The 15,834-nt window shown below is 66.8% G+C and carries 16 protein-coding genes; 12 read left to right on the forward strand and 4 right to left on the reverse strand.

Features of this window, described 5'->3' with window-relative positions; all coding sequences use genetic code 11:
* The first annotated feature begins 4 nt into the window (after positions 1–4).
* The 4 genes from KW845_RS04995 to KW845_RS05010 all read left to right on the forward strand — a co-directional run bounded on the left by KW845_RS04995 (position 5) and on the right by KW845_RS05010 (position 3,983).
* Positions 5–1,183: a CaiB/BaiF CoA-transferase family protein gene (locus KW845_RS04995; protein ID WP_218368046.1), complete on the forward strand. Its 1,179-nt coding sequence runs from the start codon at positions 5–7 to the stop codon at positions 1,181–1,183.
* Between the two features lie 39 nt (positions 1,184–1,222).
* Positions 1,223–1,987: a FadR/GntR family transcriptional regulator gene (locus tag KW845_RS05000; protein ID WP_218368047.1), complete on the forward strand. Its 765-nt coding sequence runs from the start codon at positions 1,223–1,225 to the stop codon at positions 1,985–1,987.
* On the forward strand, positions 1,984–2,799 hold the full coding sequence (locus tag KW845_RS05005) for an enoyl-CoA hydratase (protein WP_218368048.1): 816 nt from the start codon (positions 1,984–1,986) through the stop codon (positions 2,797–2,799). Before KW845_RS05000 ends, KW845_RS05005 begins: the two co-directional genes overlap by 4 nt.
* Positions 2,800–2,996: 197 nt before the next feature.
* Complete coding sequence (locus tag KW845_RS05010) at positions 2,997–3,983, forward strand: tripartite tricarboxylate transporter substrate binding protein (protein WP_218368049.1); 987 nt, start codon at positions 2,997–2,999, stop codon at positions 3,981–3,983.
* Between the two features lie 23 nt (positions 3,984–4,006).
* Here KW845_RS05010 and KW845_RS05015 read toward each other — a convergent pair whose 3' ends face one another.
* The 4 genes from KW845_RS05015 to KW845_RS05030 form a co-directional block, all read right to left on the reverse strand.
* A complete protein-coding gene (locus KW845_RS05015; RefSeq protein ID WP_218368050.1) occupies positions 4,007–4,408 on the reverse strand; it encodes a hypothetical protein in 402 nt (133 codons plus the stop codon).
* A gap of 33 nt (positions 4,409–4,441) precedes the next feature.
* Complete coding sequence (locus tag KW845_RS05020) at positions 4,442–5,719, reverse strand: TRAP transporter large permease (protein ID WP_218368051.1); 1,278 nt, start codon at positions 5,717–5,719, stop codon at positions 4,442–4,444.
* Positions 5,720–5,895: 176 nt separating this feature from the next.
* Positions 5,896–6,396 (reverse strand): TRAP transporter small permease, encoded by a 501-nt coding sequence (locus tag KW845_RS05025; protein WP_218368052.1) that lies wholly within the window; start codon positions 6,394–6,396, stop codon positions 5,896–5,898.
* 93 nt (positions 6,397–6,489) lie between these two features.
* Complete coding sequence (locus tag KW845_RS05030; RefSeq protein ID WP_218368053.1) at positions 6,490–7,467, reverse strand: TRAP transporter substrate-binding protein; 978 nt, start codon at positions 7,465–7,467, stop codon at positions 6,490–6,492.
* Positions 7,468–7,576: 109 nt separating this feature from the next.
* Here KW845_RS05030 and KW845_RS05035 point away from each other — a divergent pair, with 109 nt between their 5' ends.
* The 8 genes from KW845_RS05035 (at position 7,577) to KW845_RS05070 (ending at position 15,834) form a co-directional block, all read left to right on the forward strand.
* On the forward strand, positions 7,577–10,111 hold the full coding sequence (locus tag KW845_RS05035) for an ABC transporter permease (RefSeq protein ID WP_218368054.1): 2,535 nt from the start codon (positions 7,577–7,579) through the stop codon (positions 10,109–10,111).
* Positions 10,111–10,536: a group II truncated hemoglobin gene (locus KW845_RS05040; protein WP_218368055.1), complete on the forward strand. Its 426-nt coding sequence runs from the start codon at positions 10,111–10,113 to the stop codon at positions 10,534–10,536. The genes KW845_RS05035 and KW845_RS05040 overlap by 1 nt, the downstream gene beginning before the upstream one ends.
* A 64-nt stretch (positions 10,537–10,600) precedes the next feature.
* On the forward strand, positions 10,601–11,251 hold the full coding sequence (locus KW845_RS05045) for a 3-deoxy-D-manno-octulosonic acid kinase (RefSeq protein ID WP_255592474.1): 651 nt from the start codon (positions 10,601–10,603) through the stop codon (positions 11,249–11,251).
* Between the two features lie 267 nt (positions 11,252–11,518).
* A complete protein-coding gene (locus KW845_RS05050; protein ID WP_218368057.1) occupies positions 11,519–12,622 on the forward strand; it encodes a polyamine ABC transporter substrate-binding protein in 1,104 nt (367 codons plus the stop codon).
* A gap of 5 nt (positions 12,623–12,627) precedes the next feature.
* Positions 12,628–13,755: an ABC transporter ATP-binding protein gene (locus tag KW845_RS05055; RefSeq protein WP_218368058.1), complete on the forward strand. Its 1,128-nt coding sequence runs from the start codon at positions 12,628–12,630 to the stop codon at positions 13,753–13,755.
* Positions 13,752–14,672: an ABC transporter permease subunit gene (locus KW845_RS05060; RefSeq protein WP_218368059.1), complete on the forward strand. Its 921-nt coding sequence runs from the start codon at positions 13,752–13,754 to the stop codon at positions 14,670–14,672. Before KW845_RS05055 ends, KW845_RS05060 begins: the two co-directional genes overlap by 4 nt.
* Entirely contained in the window at positions 14,669–15,478 is an 810-nt protein-coding gene (locus KW845_RS05065; RefSeq protein WP_218368060.1) for an ABC transporter permease subunit, read from the forward strand. The genes KW845_RS05060 and KW845_RS05065 overlap by 4 nt, the downstream gene beginning before the upstream one ends.
* Positions 15,475–15,834, forward strand: coding sequence for a Spx/MgsR family RNA polymerase-binding regulatory protein (locus tag KW845_RS05070; protein WP_218368061.1), 360 nt, complete (start codon positions 15,475–15,477; stop codon positions 15,832–15,834). Before KW845_RS05065 ends, KW845_RS05070 begins: the two co-directional genes overlap by 4 nt.

Consider the following 15,834-nt stretch of genomic DNA (forward strand, 5'->3'; position numbering starts at 1 on the left):
CTCCATGATTTTTGCCCCGCTCGATCGTTTCACGGTTCTCGACTTGTCGCGCGTGCGTTCAGGCCCCACCGCGGTCCGGCAGTTCGCCGACTGGGGCGCCGATGTGATCAAGATCGAAGAGCCTAGCCAGGTCAAGGACGACAAGCCGGGCGGCGCCGCCAAGTTCAGCGATTACCAGAACACGCATCGCAACAAGCGCAGCCTGACGCTCAACCTGAAGCACCCCGAGGGCAAGGCGGTGTTCCTGGAACTGGTCAAGCGCGCCGACGTGCTGGTGGAAAACTACCGGCCGTCGGTCAAGCGCAAGCTGGGCATCGACTTCGAGTCGCTAAGGCAGATAAACCCCCGCCTGGTGTACGCCAGTATCTCGGGCTTCGGCCAGGATGGCCCATATGCCGACCGCCCCGGGTTGGATCAGATCGCCCAGGGCCTCGGCGGCCTGATGTCGGTCACCGGCGAGGCCGGCCGCGGTCCGATGCGTGCCGGCATCCCGATCGCCGACCTCAGCGCCGGCCTGTTCGCGGCCATCGGCATCCTGATGGCCCTGCTGGACCGCGAGCGGACCGGGCAGGGGCGTTGGGTGCATACCTCGCTCTTGCAGGCACAGGTCTGGATGATGGACTTCCAGGCCACGCGCTGGCTGATCGACGGCGAAGTGCCCGGCCAATCGGGCAACGATCATCCCACCAGCGCGCCCACGGGCGTGTATCCCACAGCCGATGGCTATATCAACATCGCGGCCATGGGGTCGGGCATGTACGCGCGGCTGTGCGAAGTGCTGGAAATGCCGGAAATGAACGGCGACCCGCGCTTTGCCTCGGCCGGCCTGCGGGTGGAAAACCGGGCCGACCTGAACCGCGAGATCATCGCGCGCACGCGCCGCCGCACCAGCGCGCAATGGATCGAGAACCTGAATGCCGCCGGCGTGCCCTGCGGGCCGATCCTGTCCATGGATACGGCGTTCCAGGATGAACAGGTGCGGCACCTGGCCATGACCCGGCGCGTCAGCCATCCGCAACGCGGCGGCATCGACATCATGGCGCCGCCCGTGGTGTTCGATGGGGCCGAGATGCCGCCGGTAAGCGCCGCGCCTGAAACCGGCGCCCATTCCGACGAGATCCTGGGCTGGCTGGGGCTGGATGCCGCCGCGTGCGAGCGTTTGCGCGCCGCCGGGGCCGTGTGACACCATCGCCATTTTCCACGTTCATCCGTCAGGAATTCCATGGCCCGCCCGAAACCCTTGCCCGATTCGCTGTTCGACAGCCTGGACCGGCCCGACAATCTACCTGACGAGATCGCCCAGCAGATCCGCCAGAAGATCATCAGCCAGGCTTTCGAACCGGGCCAGCGCCTGCCCACCGAACTGGAGCTGTCCCAGTCGTTCGGCGTCAGCCGCAATGTGGTGCGCGAGGCCATCGCGCGCCTGAAGCTGTCGGGCTACATCGAGACGCGGCGCGGGGTCGGCAGCTTCGTGGCGGCCGAGCCCGGCCAGCACAACTTCGAGATACTGCCGTCCGACCTGCTGCATGCCGATGCGCTGGAGCAGGTCTACCAACTGCGCGTCGAGATCGAGGCCGGCGCGGCGGCATTGGCCGCGCAGCAGCGCACCGAGGTGCAACTGGACACGCTGCGCCAGGCACTGGCGCGGGTGGACGCCGCCGGCGGCGACTGGCGCCACGGCGCCGACCGCGCCCTGGATTTCCATATGGTGGTTTGCCAAGCCACCAACAATCCGTATTTCGTCAGGCTGCTGTCGCTGTTCGGGCGGGCCATCGGCGATGCCGTGCGCACGCTGCGCTACGGCAGTACCGGCACCGACCGCGTGGCACAGATCGAGGCCGAGCACCATCGCATTTTCGACGCGATCGTCGCGCGCGACAGCGACGCCGCGCGCGCCGCCATGCGCCAGCATCTTTCCAACGGCATGCAGCGCCGGCGCGCGCTGCTGCAATCCGAACAAGACCCGAATCAGGCAGGCACCCCATGACATCCGAACGCATTCTGCAAGACCGCATCACCGAGAACCTTGTCGTCGAGAAACGCGGCCCGGCAGGCTGGATCACGTTCAACGATCCGGGCCGGCACAACGCGGTGTCGTACGCCATGTGGGAAGGCCTGCCTATTGCGTTGCAGGCGCTGGCCGAAGACCCGGCCATCCGGCTGGTGGTGTTGACCGGCGCCGGTGAGCGCGCATTCGTCAGCGGCGCCAATATCTCGCAGTTCGATACGCTGCGCGCGGGCGAAGACGCAGTGCAGGCGTACGAAAAAGTCGCCGAGGCGGCGCAGTTGGCGCTGTATGACTACGACAAGCCCACGGTGGCGCGCATCAAGGGCTACTGCATCGGCGGCGGCCTGAATATCGCGCTGTGCTGCGACGTGCGCATCGCCTCGGACGACAGTTCGTTCGCCATCCCGGCCGGCAAGCTGGGGCTGGGCTACCGCATGACGGCCATCCGCAACCTGGTGACGACGGTAGGCCCCGCGCGCGCGCTGGAAATCTTCCTGACGGCGGCGCGCTACACAGCCGCCGAGGCCGAGGCGCGCGGGCTGCTGCATCAGGTGGTCGGCGCGGCCGACCTGGATGCGGCGGTGCAGGACTCGATCGCGAAGATCGGCGCCAACGCGCCGCTGACCCTGCATGCCGGCAAGAAGATGATCCGCCAGATGCAGCAGTTGGGCCCCGAAGTCGACCTGCAGGCCATGAACCGGCTGGTGATGGCCTGCTTCGAGAGCAATGACTACCGCGAAGGACGCAAGGCCTTCGCCGAGAAGCGGGCGCCGGTGTTCACCGGCACCTGAACCCCGGCCGCGCGGTAAGCGGCCGGGCGTTTCACCTACACCTGTACCTGATTGCCGGGCGCCTGCCCCGGCAGGGCCGCGTGCGCTCGCCACGCGGGGATGGCGGCTGCCTTCGCGCCGGCGTCCCGATCCGCGGGCTGCCCGGGCCATGTGTCACGGCCCTCATGAAGCAGATTCAGCACAATACGGAGACAAGCATGAAAGGCATACGCATGAAACGCTTCCTGGCCGTCCTGGCCATGGCGGGCGCGGCCGGCGGCCTGCCCGCGGCCCGGGCCGCGTATCCCGACCAGCCGATACGCATCGTGGTCGGCTATGCCGCCGGCGGCACCACCGATATCCTGGCGCGGGTACTGGGCGAGCAACTGGGCAAGGAGCTCAAGCAATCGATCATCGTCGAGAACAAGCCCGGCGCGGCCGGTAATATCGCCGCTTCGTACGTGCAGGATTCGCGGCCCGACGGCTACACCTTGTTCATGGCGACGGTGTCCAGCCATGGCATCAATCCGGCGCTCTACCAGCGCACGCTGGGCTATGACCCGCTGGGCGGCTTCACGCCCGTGGCGATGGTCGCGTCGATTCCGCTGGTGCTGGTCACCAACCCCAAGCTGCCGGCCAAGAGCGTGGACGAACTGGTGGCCCTGGCCAGATCCAAGCCGGGCGAACTGAACTATTCGTCCAGCGGCAATGGCTCACCGGTGCACTTGGCCGGGGCCATGTTCGCGCAGCAGGCGCACCTGGACCTGGTGCACGTCCCGTACCGCGGCGGCGCGCTGGCCAACACGGCGGTGATGAGCGGCGAGGCGCAATTCAGTTTTGCCACGCTGCCCGGCGCCATGTCGCAAGTGAAGGCCGGCAATTTGCGCGCCCTGGCGGTCACCACGCAGGAACGGTCACCGCAGTTGCCCGATGTGCCCGCGCTGGGCGAGAACGCCGCCTTCCAGGGCTACGACATCAATACGTGGAACGCGCTGCTGGCGCCGCGCGGCACGCCGCAAGCGGTGGTGGACACGCTGAGCGCGGCAATCAAGAAAGCCATGAGTGCGCCCAGCCTGCGGCAGCATTTCGAGAAAGAAGGCGCCGTGCCCACCGCCAGCACGCCCGCCGAACTGGAAAGTTTCATCCGTGGCGAGCTCGACAAATGGGCCGGGGTCGTCAAGTCGGTGAACATCCGCGTCGATTGAGCCGGGCGCGGCGCCGACGGAAATCAACCGCCGCCCAGCAGGTCGTAGGAATCGAGCAGCGCATAGACGATTTCCGGCTTGCGTTCCAGCCCGCGGCGAATGGCGGCGGGCAAGGTCTGCCGGGTCTTGCTGCACAGGCCCGGCAGGCTTGCGATCTCGATGTGCAGGCCGCGCACGGTGCGCACTTCATTGGCGCCGGGCGCGATGGTGAGGGCAACGCCCAGCTGGGCGCGCATCAGTTCCTGCATGCGACGCAAGTCATCCAGGCTGGCCAGGTTTTCCAGGCGCGCCACCAGTTTTTTTTCTTCTTCGCGGGTCAGGCGCAGGATGCGGATATCGCCGCCAGGCGTGGCCAGCAGCCTGTCGCGATCGCAGACACAGGCTCCCGGGGGGCATTCCTGGCGCAGGGGAAACGAAGCATTCATAACGCCAGCAACGGTATCACACGCGGCGGCCGGCTACTTGGCGTAGACCAGATCGCGCAGCCCCAGCGACAGGCCCGGCCAATAGGTGATCACCATCAAGCAGGCGATCACCACCAGCACGAAGGGAATCAGCGGCTTGACCAGGCGTTCGAGCGGCAGCTTGGCCACTGCGCAGGCGGCAAACAGGTTGACGCCGAACGGCGGCGTGATCATGCCCAGCGCCAGGTTGACCACCATGATGACGCCGAAATGCACGGGCTCGACGCCGAACTGCATGGCCACCGGCAGCAGCAGGGGGGCCAGCACCACCACCGAGGCCGAGGTCTCGATGAACATGCCGATGACGAACAGTGCGGCATTGACGCCCAGCAGGAAAGTGATCTTGTCGTGGAACAATTGCGCCAGCCAGGCGCCCAGCGCGTCGGGCACCCCGGCACGGTTGAGCAGGAAGCTGAATACGCCGGCGTTGGCGATGATGAACATGATCACCGAGGTGGATATCACCGAGCGGTGCAGCGTCTGGGACAGCGTGCGGAAGCTGAGCCGGCCATAGACGAACTTGCCGACCACCACGGCGTACATCACCGCCACCACCGAGGCCTCGGTGGGCGTGAAGATGCCGCCATAGATGCCGCCCAGGATGATCACGGGCATCATCAGCGCCAGCCAGGCGCGCTTGAAAGCCGGCCACAGCGGCAGCCTGCCTTCGCCGTCCAGCTTGCCCAGGCCGTGGCGCTTGGCATACAGCCACACATACAGCATCAACGCGCCGCCGATCAGGATGCCGGGCAAGACACCGGCAATGAACAGCTCGCCGGTGGACGTGTCGGTGGACACGGCGAACAGGATCATCGGGATCGACGGCGGGATGATCACGCCCAGCTCGGCCGCGCTGGCCTGCAGCGACGCCGCGAATGGCGCCGGATAGCCATGGCGGATCATCGCCGGGATCAGGATCGCGCCGACGGCGAAGGTGGTGGCCACGCTGGAACCGGCCACGGCCGCGAAAATCATGCAGGTCAGCACGCAGGTGCATGCCAGGCCGCCCTGGACACCGCCCACCACGCTTTTCGCGAACTCGACCATGCGGTCCGATATGCCGCCTGCTTCCATCAGGTTGCCGGCCAGGATGAAGAAGGGCACCGCCACCAGCGGGTACTTGTCCAGCGCCGCGTACAGCTGCTGCGCCACCACCAGCCAGGGCAGGCCGGCCAGCGACACCCCGGTCAGGCTGGCCAGGCCGATCGCGATCGCCACGGGCACTGACAGCCCGAAGAAGATCAGCATCGTCAGAATCATCAATTGGGACATGGCAAACAGCCTATATGGTCAGTGCGTATCAGTTTTTCATTGCGCTACGGCCCACCCAGCGTCGCATGAAGCAGGCGCGGGCTCGACCGGGGACGCCGCGGAGCCGGCTTTGCCGGTCCGCCAGCGTCGCCCCCTTGAGGGGGGAGCGCGCAGCGCTTCGGGGGTGGGTCTCACTCTCAGCCTTGTGCGTCGTTGCGCACCGGGGCGGGTTCGTCGGCGCCGAGCAGCCAGCGCGCCAGCACGGCAAGGGCCGCCAGCGAGGCGCCCACGGGAATCGCCAGGTAGATCCAGGAAATCGAGATATCCAGGCTGGGCACGTTCTGGAAACGCACCCGGTAGGTCATGTGTCCGCCGATCCAGGCGATGAACACCAGGAAGGCGATGCACGTGACGGCGATCAGGTGTTCCAGCGCGCGCTGCTTGCCGCCCTGCAACAGGTTGTGCAGCAGTTCCACGCTGATCATCGCGCCATGGCGAAAGGCCAGGGCGATGCCCAGCAGCACCGTCCAGATCAGCAGCGCGCGGGTCAGCACCTCGCTCCAGTCAGAGGGCTCGTGCAGGACGAAGCGGGCGATAACCTGGTAGAAAGCGGCGGCCGCGGCGGCCACCAGCAAGATCTGGGCGATGACCGACACGCCCTTGAACAGGGAGCGTTCGGCAAGACTGAGCAAGCGCATGGTGAGTTCCGGATGCGGAGATGGCGTCGGTGCTGAATGGGGCGGACAGGTGGCCGGGCCGCGCGCGGCAGCCCGGCCCGGCCGGGGCCGGCCTTACTTCGTGTCGCGGATCGCCTCGATCAGCTTCTTGTCGTATTTCTTGTAGTACTCGGCGTAGGCGGGTTCCACCGCGGCGGCGAAGGCATCGCGGTCGACATCGGTGGTGACTTCCATGCCTTCCTTGCGCAATTGTTCGACGCCGGTTTTCTCGATGTTGTCGACGTAGTCGCGCATGGCCTGGGCCGAAGCCTTGCCGGCCTGCTGGAAGCTGGCCTTCTCGGCGTCGGACAGGCCTTCATACACATTGGCCGACATCAGCACCAGGGCCGGGCCGTACACGTGGCCGGTCAGCGACAGGTATTTTTGTATTTGCGACAGCTTGGCCGAGGTGATCACCGACAGCGGGTTTTCCTGGCCGTCGATGGTGCCTTGCTGCAAGGCGGTGGCCACTTCAGGCCAGGCCATGGGAGTGGGCAGGATGCCGATGGCGCGGAAGGCCGAAATATGGATGGGGTTCTCGGTGGTGCGGATCTTCAGGCCCTTGGCGTCGGCCGGCGTCTTTACCGGGCGCACGTTGTTGGTCAGGTGGCGAAAGCCTTGCTCGCCCCAGGCCAGCGCGATGATGCCGCGGTCCGGGAACTTGGCCAGCATGTCCTGGCCGATCTGGCTGTCGAGCACCTTGCGGGCGTGCTGCAGGTCGCGCAGCAGGAAGGGAATATCGAAGACGCCCGTCTCGGGCACGAAGTTCAGGGTGGCGCCGGTGGACACGATGGCCAGGTCGATGGTGCCGATCTGCAGGCCTTCGATCACTTCGCGTTCGCCGCCCAGCGCGCTATTGGCGAACTGCTGGACTTTGTACTTGCCGTTGCTGGACGCCTCGATGGATTTGGCGAAGGCGTCGGCGCCGGCACCATAGTGCGACGACGTCGATAGGGCATACGCCATCTTCAGCGTATTCTGGGCGGCTGCGGGCAGCGCGGCGGTGGCGGCGCAGGCAGCCAGGATGGTGGCGGCAAGCCAAGTCTTACGCATGGTGTCTTCTCCGGGGAACAAATATTGGTATTGGCGCATCGCATGTTACGCCCAGCGCGAATGATAGCGGGATTCCCCTGACAAACAGACCATTGGTTACCATTGCAAAATGATGGATTTCCCTGATTCTTCTCCCCGTACCCGGCCGCCCGGCCTGATGACAGCCCTGCGCCAGGGCGCGCGCATGATGATGCGCGATGCCCGGGCCGGCGAACTGCGCCTGCTGGTGCTGGCCCTGGTGGTGGCCGTGGCCGCCGTCACCAGCGTGGGGTTCCTGGCCGACCGGGTCGGCCGCGCCCTTGAGCGCGATGCCAGCCAGATGCTGGGGGCCGACCTGGTGCTGGACGCCGACGAGCCCATTTCCGCCGGGTTCATCGACGCCGCCCGCCAGCAGGGGCTGGAAGTCTCGCGCACCCTGCAGTTTCCTTCCATGGCCAGCGCCGGCGATGCCGCGCAACTGGTCTCGTTGAAGGCCGTCGAGCCCGGCTATCCGCTGCGCGGCAGCCTGCGGGTGGCCGACGCCGCCTACGCCGAGGGCACGCCCACGCGCGACATCCCGGCGCCCGGCACGGTCTGGGCCGACCCGCAGTTGCTGGCCCTGCTGGGCATAGGCGTGGGCGACACCGTCGGCCTGGGCGATAGCCGGCTGCGGGTGGCGCGCGTGATCACCTATGAACCCGATCGCGGCATGCAGTTCGTGAACGTGGCGCCGCGCATCATGATGCGGGCCGACGACGTGCCGGCCACCGGCCTGGTGGCGCCCGGCAGCCGTATCGACTACGCCTTGCTGGCCGCCGGCGAACCGGCCGCCGTGGCCGCTTATTCCGATTGGCTGGGCGAGCACCTGCAGCGCGGCCAGAAACTGGCCACCCTGGAATCCGGACGCCCCGAAGTCCAGCGCACGCTCGATCGCGCGCAACGCTTCCTGTCGCTGGTGGCATTGCTGGCCGTGTTGATCTCGGCCGTGGCGGTGGCGCTGGCGGCCGGGCGGTTCATGGTGCGGCACCGCGATGGCATCGCGGTCATGCGCTGCCTGGGCGCCGTGCAGGCGCAGGTCACCCGCATGCTGGTACTGGAATTCACCCTGGTCGGCCTGTTCGCATCGGCGGCTGGCTGCCTGCTGGGCTACGCCGTGCACCAGGGCCTGGTGCTGGCGCTGGGCAGCCTGATCGACACCCAGTTGCCGGCGCCATCGGCCATTCCGGCCTTGCAGGGCCTGGTGACAGGGGTGCTGCTGTTGCTGGGCTTCGCGCTGCCTGCGCTGGCGCAATTGCGCCACGTACCGCCGGCCCGGGTGCTGCGCCGCGATGCCGATACCTTGCGCGCCCGCAGCGCGGCGGGCTATGCCCTAGGCGCGGTCGGCTTTGCCCTGCTGATCTGGTGGTTCGCCGGCAACGCGCGGCTGGGAGCCGTGGTAGCGGGCGGTTTCCTGGGCGCGTTCGCGGCCTTCGCGCTGGTGGCCTGGCTGTGCGTGCTGGGCCTGGGCCGGCTGCGCGGCGTGGCCGCCGGCCTGCCGGCACTGCGCTTCGCACTGGCCGGCGTGGTGCGCCGGCGCGCCGCCACCATCACCCAGGTGTGCGCGCTGGCCATCGGCCTGATGGCCCTGCTGCTGTTGGCCATGACCCGCACCGACCTGGTGGCCGGTTGGCAGCGCACGCTGCCGCCCGATGCGCCCAACCGCTTCCTGATCAATATCCAGCCCGACCAGCGCCAGCCCGTGCTCGATTTCCTGGCCGGCCATGGGCTGCGCGATGTGGCGCTGTGGCCCATGGTGCGCGGCCGCCTGGTCGCGGTCGGCGGCCGCCCCGTGGGGCCGGCCGACTACGAAGAGCCACGCGCCAAGCGCCTGGTCGACCGCGAGTTCAACCTGTCTTATGGCGACGCCCTGCCGGCCGGCAATAGCATCGACCAAGGGCGCTGGCTGCGGCCCGACATGCCTGAGGTCTCGCTGGAATCGGGCCTGGCCAAGTCGCTGCGCCTGTCGCTGGGCGACGTGCTTACCTTCGATATCGCCGGCCAGCAGGTCGACGTCACCGTATCCGGCACGCGCAGCGTCGATTGGGATTCCATGCAGGTCAATTTCTTCGCGGTGCTGTCGCCCGCGGCGCTGGAAAACATGCCGCACAGCTGGATCACCTCGTTTCACTTGCCGCCCAGCCAGGCGGCGCTGCCCCGCGAGCTGCTGCGCCAGTTTCCCAACCTGACGGTGTTCGACGTGGGTTCCATCCTGAACCAGTTGCAATCGGTGCTGGACCAGGTCGTCACCGCGGTGCAACTGCTGTTTGTGTTCACGCTGGCCGCTGGCGTGCTGGTGCTGGCCGCGGCCCTTACGGCTACCCGCGACGAGCGGGTGCGCGAAGCCGCGGTGCTGCGCGCACTGGGCGCCACGCGGGCCCAGCTGGCGCGCGCACAGCGCCTGGAAGTCCTGGCCGTGGGCGGGCTGGCGGGCCTGCTGGCGGCGGCCGGGGCCAGCATCATTGCCTGGGCCTTGTCCACCTATGTGTTCGATTTCCGCATTACGCTCAGCGCCTGGCCCTGGCTGGTGGGCGTGGCGGGCGGCATGGTGGCCGCCTGGGGCGGCGCCGCGCTGGCCCTGCGCGGCGTGCTGCGCACGCCGCCGCTGCTTACCCTGCGAGAAGCCTGATGACTGCTACCCGTGTCCAACCCCAGGTCGAATCCCTGCAAACCTCGGCCACGCTTCATGAAACCCTGGGCGGCGATGCGGCCATCCGGGCCCTGGTCGACCGTTTCTACGACCTGATGGACCTCGAACCCGACTTGGCGGCCTTGCGCGCGGCGCACGGGCCCAGCCTGGATTCGGCGCGCGACAAGCTGTTCCTGTTCCTGTGCGGCTACTTCGGCGGCCCCAACTATTACATCGAGCGCTACGGCCATCCGCGGCTGCGCGCGCGCCACCTGCCGTTTTCCATTGGCCGCGTCGAACGCGACCAATGGCTGGCCTGCATGGGCCGCGCCATGCAAGACCAGGGCCTGGCGCCGGAACTGGTCGAGCGCCTGTTGGCCTCGTTCTATGGCGTGGCCGACTGGATGCGCAATCGTGAAGACTGAACACGGCTTCGATGTCGCCGCCGGCGCCCGGCGGCTGGCCTGGGCCGGCCCGCCGGCCGGCGCCATGCTTTGCGATGCCCGCCTGGGGGCGGCCGACCCGCGCTGGCTGGATCCCGCCTGGTATGGTGCGCAGGCGCGCCCGGTGGACGCAGGCGGCCGCCAGTCGGCCTGGTTCGTGCAGGGCGACGACTGGCAAGGCGTATTGCGCGGCTACCGGCGCGGCGGGCTGGCGGCGCGGGTCAGCCGCAATGCCTATTTGTGGCAGGGCGAATCCCGCACCCGCAGCTTTCGCGAATACCGCCTGCTGGCCTGGCTGCGCGAACGCGGCCTGAGCGTGCCGGCGCCGCTGGCGGCCGCGTACTGGCATCAAGGGCTGACTTACCGCGCGGCCATCCTGGTAGAACGCATTGCCCATGTGCGGCCGTTGGCGCACCTGCTGGACGAGCCGGTGTGGGATGCCGCCGCCAGCGCCATCGCCGCCATGCACCGCCTGGGCGTGTGGCATGCCGACCTGAATGCCTACAACATCCTGCTCGACGCGCAAGGGCGCGCATGGCTGATCGATTTCGATCGCGGCACGGCGGGCGGGGTGTCGCCACGGGCCCGCCGCGCCAACTTGCTGCGCCTGCGGCGTTCGCTGCAGAAGGTGGGCGGCGCGGCCGGCCTGGCGTTCTGGCACCGGCTCGACCAGGCCTACCGCGCCTGCCTGGATTGAAACATATGTCCAGGTGTCAGGCTCCCACAGGGAGCCTGACACCATACGACTGAGACAGTCGTGGCACACAATGGTGTCAGGCACCTGCGGAGCCTGACACCTGGCCTCGTTCCACCTGGACCCATCATCGCCCACGCTGGCTGGCCCCGGCCTGTCCCGGGGCAAAAAGGGCGGCTTCGTCGGCTTTTCCTGGACAACCCCCCGTAAAAAGGCTTTATTATTTTGCCCTTTGGCAAATTTCGCACAATGTGTGGCAAGGGGCTCGCAATGAACATGAAGGCGGGAATGCAATGGGCGCTGGGCGCGGCGCTGGCCGCCGCCGCCGTGGCGAGCGCGGGGGCGCAGGACAAGGTCGTCAATGTCTATAACTGGGCCGAGTACACGGCGCCCGACACTATTCCGGGTTTCGAACGCGAAACCGGCATCAAGGTGCGCTACGACGTCTACGACAACAACGACACGCTGCAGGCCAAGCTGCTGACTGGCAAGTCGGGTTACGACGTGGTGGTGCCGTCCACCCATTACGCATCGCGCCAGATCCAGGCCGGGCTGTACCAGAAGCTGGACAAGTCCAAGATCCCCAATTGGAAGAACCTGGACCCCGACATCATGGCCCTGGTGGCCTCGGTGGATCCGGGCAATGAACACGTCATCCCCTGGGGCTACGGCACCAACGGCCTGGGCTACAACGTCACCAAGGTCAGGCAGGTCATGGGCGACGACGTCGACCTGGCCAGCTGGGACATGCTGTTCAAGCCGGAAAACGCCGCCAAGCTCAAAGACTGCGGCATTTCGGTGCTGGACGAGGCCGCGCAGGTGTTCCCGGCAGTGCTGAAGTACCTGGGCAAGGATCCCAACAGCGACAACCCAGATGACTACCAGGCCGCGCTGGCCCTGCTCAAGCAGATCCGGCCGTATATCCGCCAGTTCAGTTCGTCGGGCTACATCGACGAGCTCGCCGTGGGCGACCTGTGCATGGTCTACGGCTTTTCGGGCGACGTCATGATTTCCCGCAAGCGCGCCCAAGAGGCCAAGCGCCCCTACGAGATCAACTACTTCATTCCGAAGGGCGGGGCGCCCGCCTGGTTCGACGTCATGGCCATCCCGAAAGACGCGCCGCACCCGGAGGCCGCCCACGCGTTCATCAACTATATCGAGACGCCCCAAGTGCATGCGGCCATCACCAACACCATGTTCTACCCCAACGCCAACAAGGCGGCGCGCGAGTTCGTGGTGAAAGACGTGGCCGACAACCCCATGATCTACCCGCCGCCCGAAGTGGCCAAATCGCTCTATGTGATCAAGGCCCAGCCCCTGAAGATCCAGCGCCTGCAAACCCGCATGTGGGCTGAATTGAAGTCCGGACGATAGCCATCATGAGCGAAAGCCGTTACGCGGCGCAGCATTCGGCCGACCCCGACGAATTCGTCAGGGTGTCCGACCTGGTCAAGATATTCGGCGATGTGGTCGCCGTGCGCTCGGTCGACCTGGCGGTCAAGCGCAACGAGATCTTCGCGCTGCTGGGCAGTTCCGGGTGCGGCAAATCGACCTTGCTGCGCATGCTGGCCGGCTTCGAGGAAGCCACCTCGGGCCAGATCATGCTCGATGGCGAAGACATCACCGCGATGCCGCCGTACCGGCGTCCGGTCAACATGATGTTCCAGTCGTACGCGCTGTTTCCCCACATGACGGTCGAGGCCAACGTGGCCTTCGGCCTGAAGCAGGAAGGCGTGGACCGCGCCGAGATCCACGACCGCGTGTTCGAGGCCCTGAACCTGGTGCAGATGGCCGGCTATTCGCGCCGCAAGCCGCACCAGTTGTCGGGCGGACAGCAGCAGCGCGTGGCGCTGGCGCGCAGCCTGGTCAAGCGGCCCAAGCTGTTGCTGCTGGACGAACCCATGTCGGCGCTGGACAAGCAGATCCGCCAGAAAACCCAGATCGAGCTGGTCAAGATCCTGGAGCAGGTGGGCGTGACCTGCATCATGGTCACGCACGACCAGGAAGAGGCCATGACCATGGCGCACCGCCTGGCCGTCATGACCGAAGGCCAGATCGTGCAATGCGGCACGCCGCAAGACGTCTACGCGTTTCCCAATTCGCGCTTCGTGGCCGGCTTCATTGGTTCGACCAATCTGCTCACCGGCACCATCGTGGTCGATGAGCCCGACCACGTCGCCATCGAATGCACCGAGCTCACCCGTCCGCTGTACGTCAGCCACGGCGTCAGCGAGCCGCTGGGCATGGAAGTGCACGTGTCGATCCGGCCCGAACGCCTGGTGGTGTCGCGCACCCAGCCCCAGGGCGATTACAACTGGGCGCATGGCATGGTCAGCCACATGGCCTGGATGGGCAGCTACGCGCTCTACCAGGTGCGCCTGGATTCCGGCAAAGTCGTCGAGGCCAGCGTGCCCAGCCTGCTGCTGGCCCAGATCGACGCGCCCGGCATCGACGAGGAAATCTTCGTCAGCTGGGATGCCGACAGCGCCACGGTGCTGGCCTCATGAAGCTGCCCGCGCCGCGCGACTGGCTGCCGTCGGGCCGCACCCTGGCGGTCGTGCCGCCGTTCCTGTGGCTGACGCTGTTCTTGCTGGTGCCGTTCCTGCTGGTGCTCAAGATCAGCTTTGCCGAACTGCAGTTCGGCATTCCGCCCTATACGGCGCTGGCCGAATTCCAGGACGAGGCCATCCAGTTCAGCCTGCACCTGCGCGGCTATATCCTGCTGTTCACCGACAGCCTGTATCTGGCCACGTACCTGAACTCGCTGAAAATGGCCGCCGTCACCACCGTATGGTGCGCGCTGATCGGCTACCCCATTGCCTACTACATTGCCCGCTCGTCGCCGTCGATACGCAACGTGCTGCTGCTGGGCGTGATCCTGCCGTTCTGGACCTCGCTGCTGCTGCGCGTGTACGCCTGGGTGGGCATCCTGCGCAACGACGGCCTGCTCAACAAGCTGCTGATGAGCCTGGGCATCATTTCCAGCCCGCTGGAAATTTATCGCACCGACCTGGCGGTGTATATCGGCCTGGTGTACGCCTACCTGCCGTTCTTCATCCTGCCGCTGTATGCCAACCTGGTGAAGATGGACCTGCGCCTGCTCGAGGCCGCCTACGACCTGGGCGCGCGGCCCTGGCAGGCGTTCTGGCGCATCACCGTGCCGCTGTCGCGCCCCGGCGTCATCGCCGGCGCCATGCTGGTGTTCATCCCCACGGTGGGCGAATACGTCATCCCGGAAATGCTGGGCGGCGCCGATACCCTGATGATGGGCCGCGTCATGTGGAATGAATTCTTCAACAACGCCGACTGGCCCATGGCCTCGGCGGTGACCTGCGTCATGGTCTTGCTGCTGCTGGTTCCGCTGGCGCTGTTCCAGTACAACCAGGTGCGCCAGCAAGAGGCCATGCAACGGGGGGGCGCATGAAGGGGCCCAACAAGACCGCGCGCGGCCTGGCGCTGGGGCTGGGCTACTTCTTCCTGTACGCGCCCATCATCAGCCTGATGGTGTTCTCGTTCAACGATTCGCCGCTGGTCACCTCCTGGAGCGGCTTCTCCCTGCGCTGGTACGGTTCCTTGTTCAGCGACGACGCGCTGCTGCGCGCCGCCTGGCTGTCGTTCAAGATCGCCGCCCTGACTGCCACCGCCGCGGTCATCATCGGCACCTGGGCCGGTTACGTGCTGGTGCGCATGGGCCGGTTTCGCGGCTTCACGCTGTACGTGGGCATGCTCAGCGCGCCGCTGGTCATTCCCGAGGTCGTGCTGGGTATCTCGCTCTTGCTGATGTTCGTGGAACTGCGCGGCACGCTGGGCTGGCCGGCGGAAAACGGTATTTTCACCATCTGGGTGGGCCACGTCACGCTGTGCATGGCCTTCGTGGCCGTGGTGATCCAGGCGCGCATCCGCGACCTGGACCGCTCGCTCGAAGAAGCTGCGCTCGACCTGGGCGCCACGCCGCTGACGGTGTTCTTCCGCATCACGCTGCCGCTGATCGCACCAGCGCTGGTGTCAGCCTGGCTGCTATCGTTCACCTTGTCGCTCGATGACGTGGTGCTGGCTTCGTTCCTGTCGGGGCCGGGGTCCACCACGCTGCCCATGGAAGTGTTCTCGCGCGTGCGGCTGGGCCTGAAACCCGAAGTCAACGCGCTGGCCACCCTGTTCATCCTGGCGGTGGGCACCTGCGTCATCCTGGTCAACCGCTTGCAACAGCGCAAGGAAGCCGAATCCAAATGAAACCCCAAACAACCCTGTATGGCCTGAACAAGTGCAGCACCTGCATCAAGGCGCGCGACTGGCTGGAAAGCCACGGCGTGGCGCATGAGTTCATCGACTACCGCGACCACCCCCTGCCCGCCGCCACGCTGAAGGCCTGGGCGGGCAAGGTGGGTGGCTGGGAAAAGCTGGTGAACCGCACCTCGATGACCTGGCGCAGCCTGTCCGACGACCGCAAGGCGGCGCAAACCGACGCCGACTGGACGCGCCTCATCGCCGACTACCCGGCGCTGGTGCGCCGCCCGGTCACGGTGACTCCCGACGGCGAAGTCACGGTGGGTTACTCGGAAAAACGCTACGGCGAGCGCTTCGCCTGA

Source organism: Bordetella sp. BOR01 (assembly GCF_019218885.1).
Lineage (GTDB): Bacteria > Pseudomonadota > Gammaproteobacteria > Burkholderiales > Burkholderiaceae_B > Bordetella_A.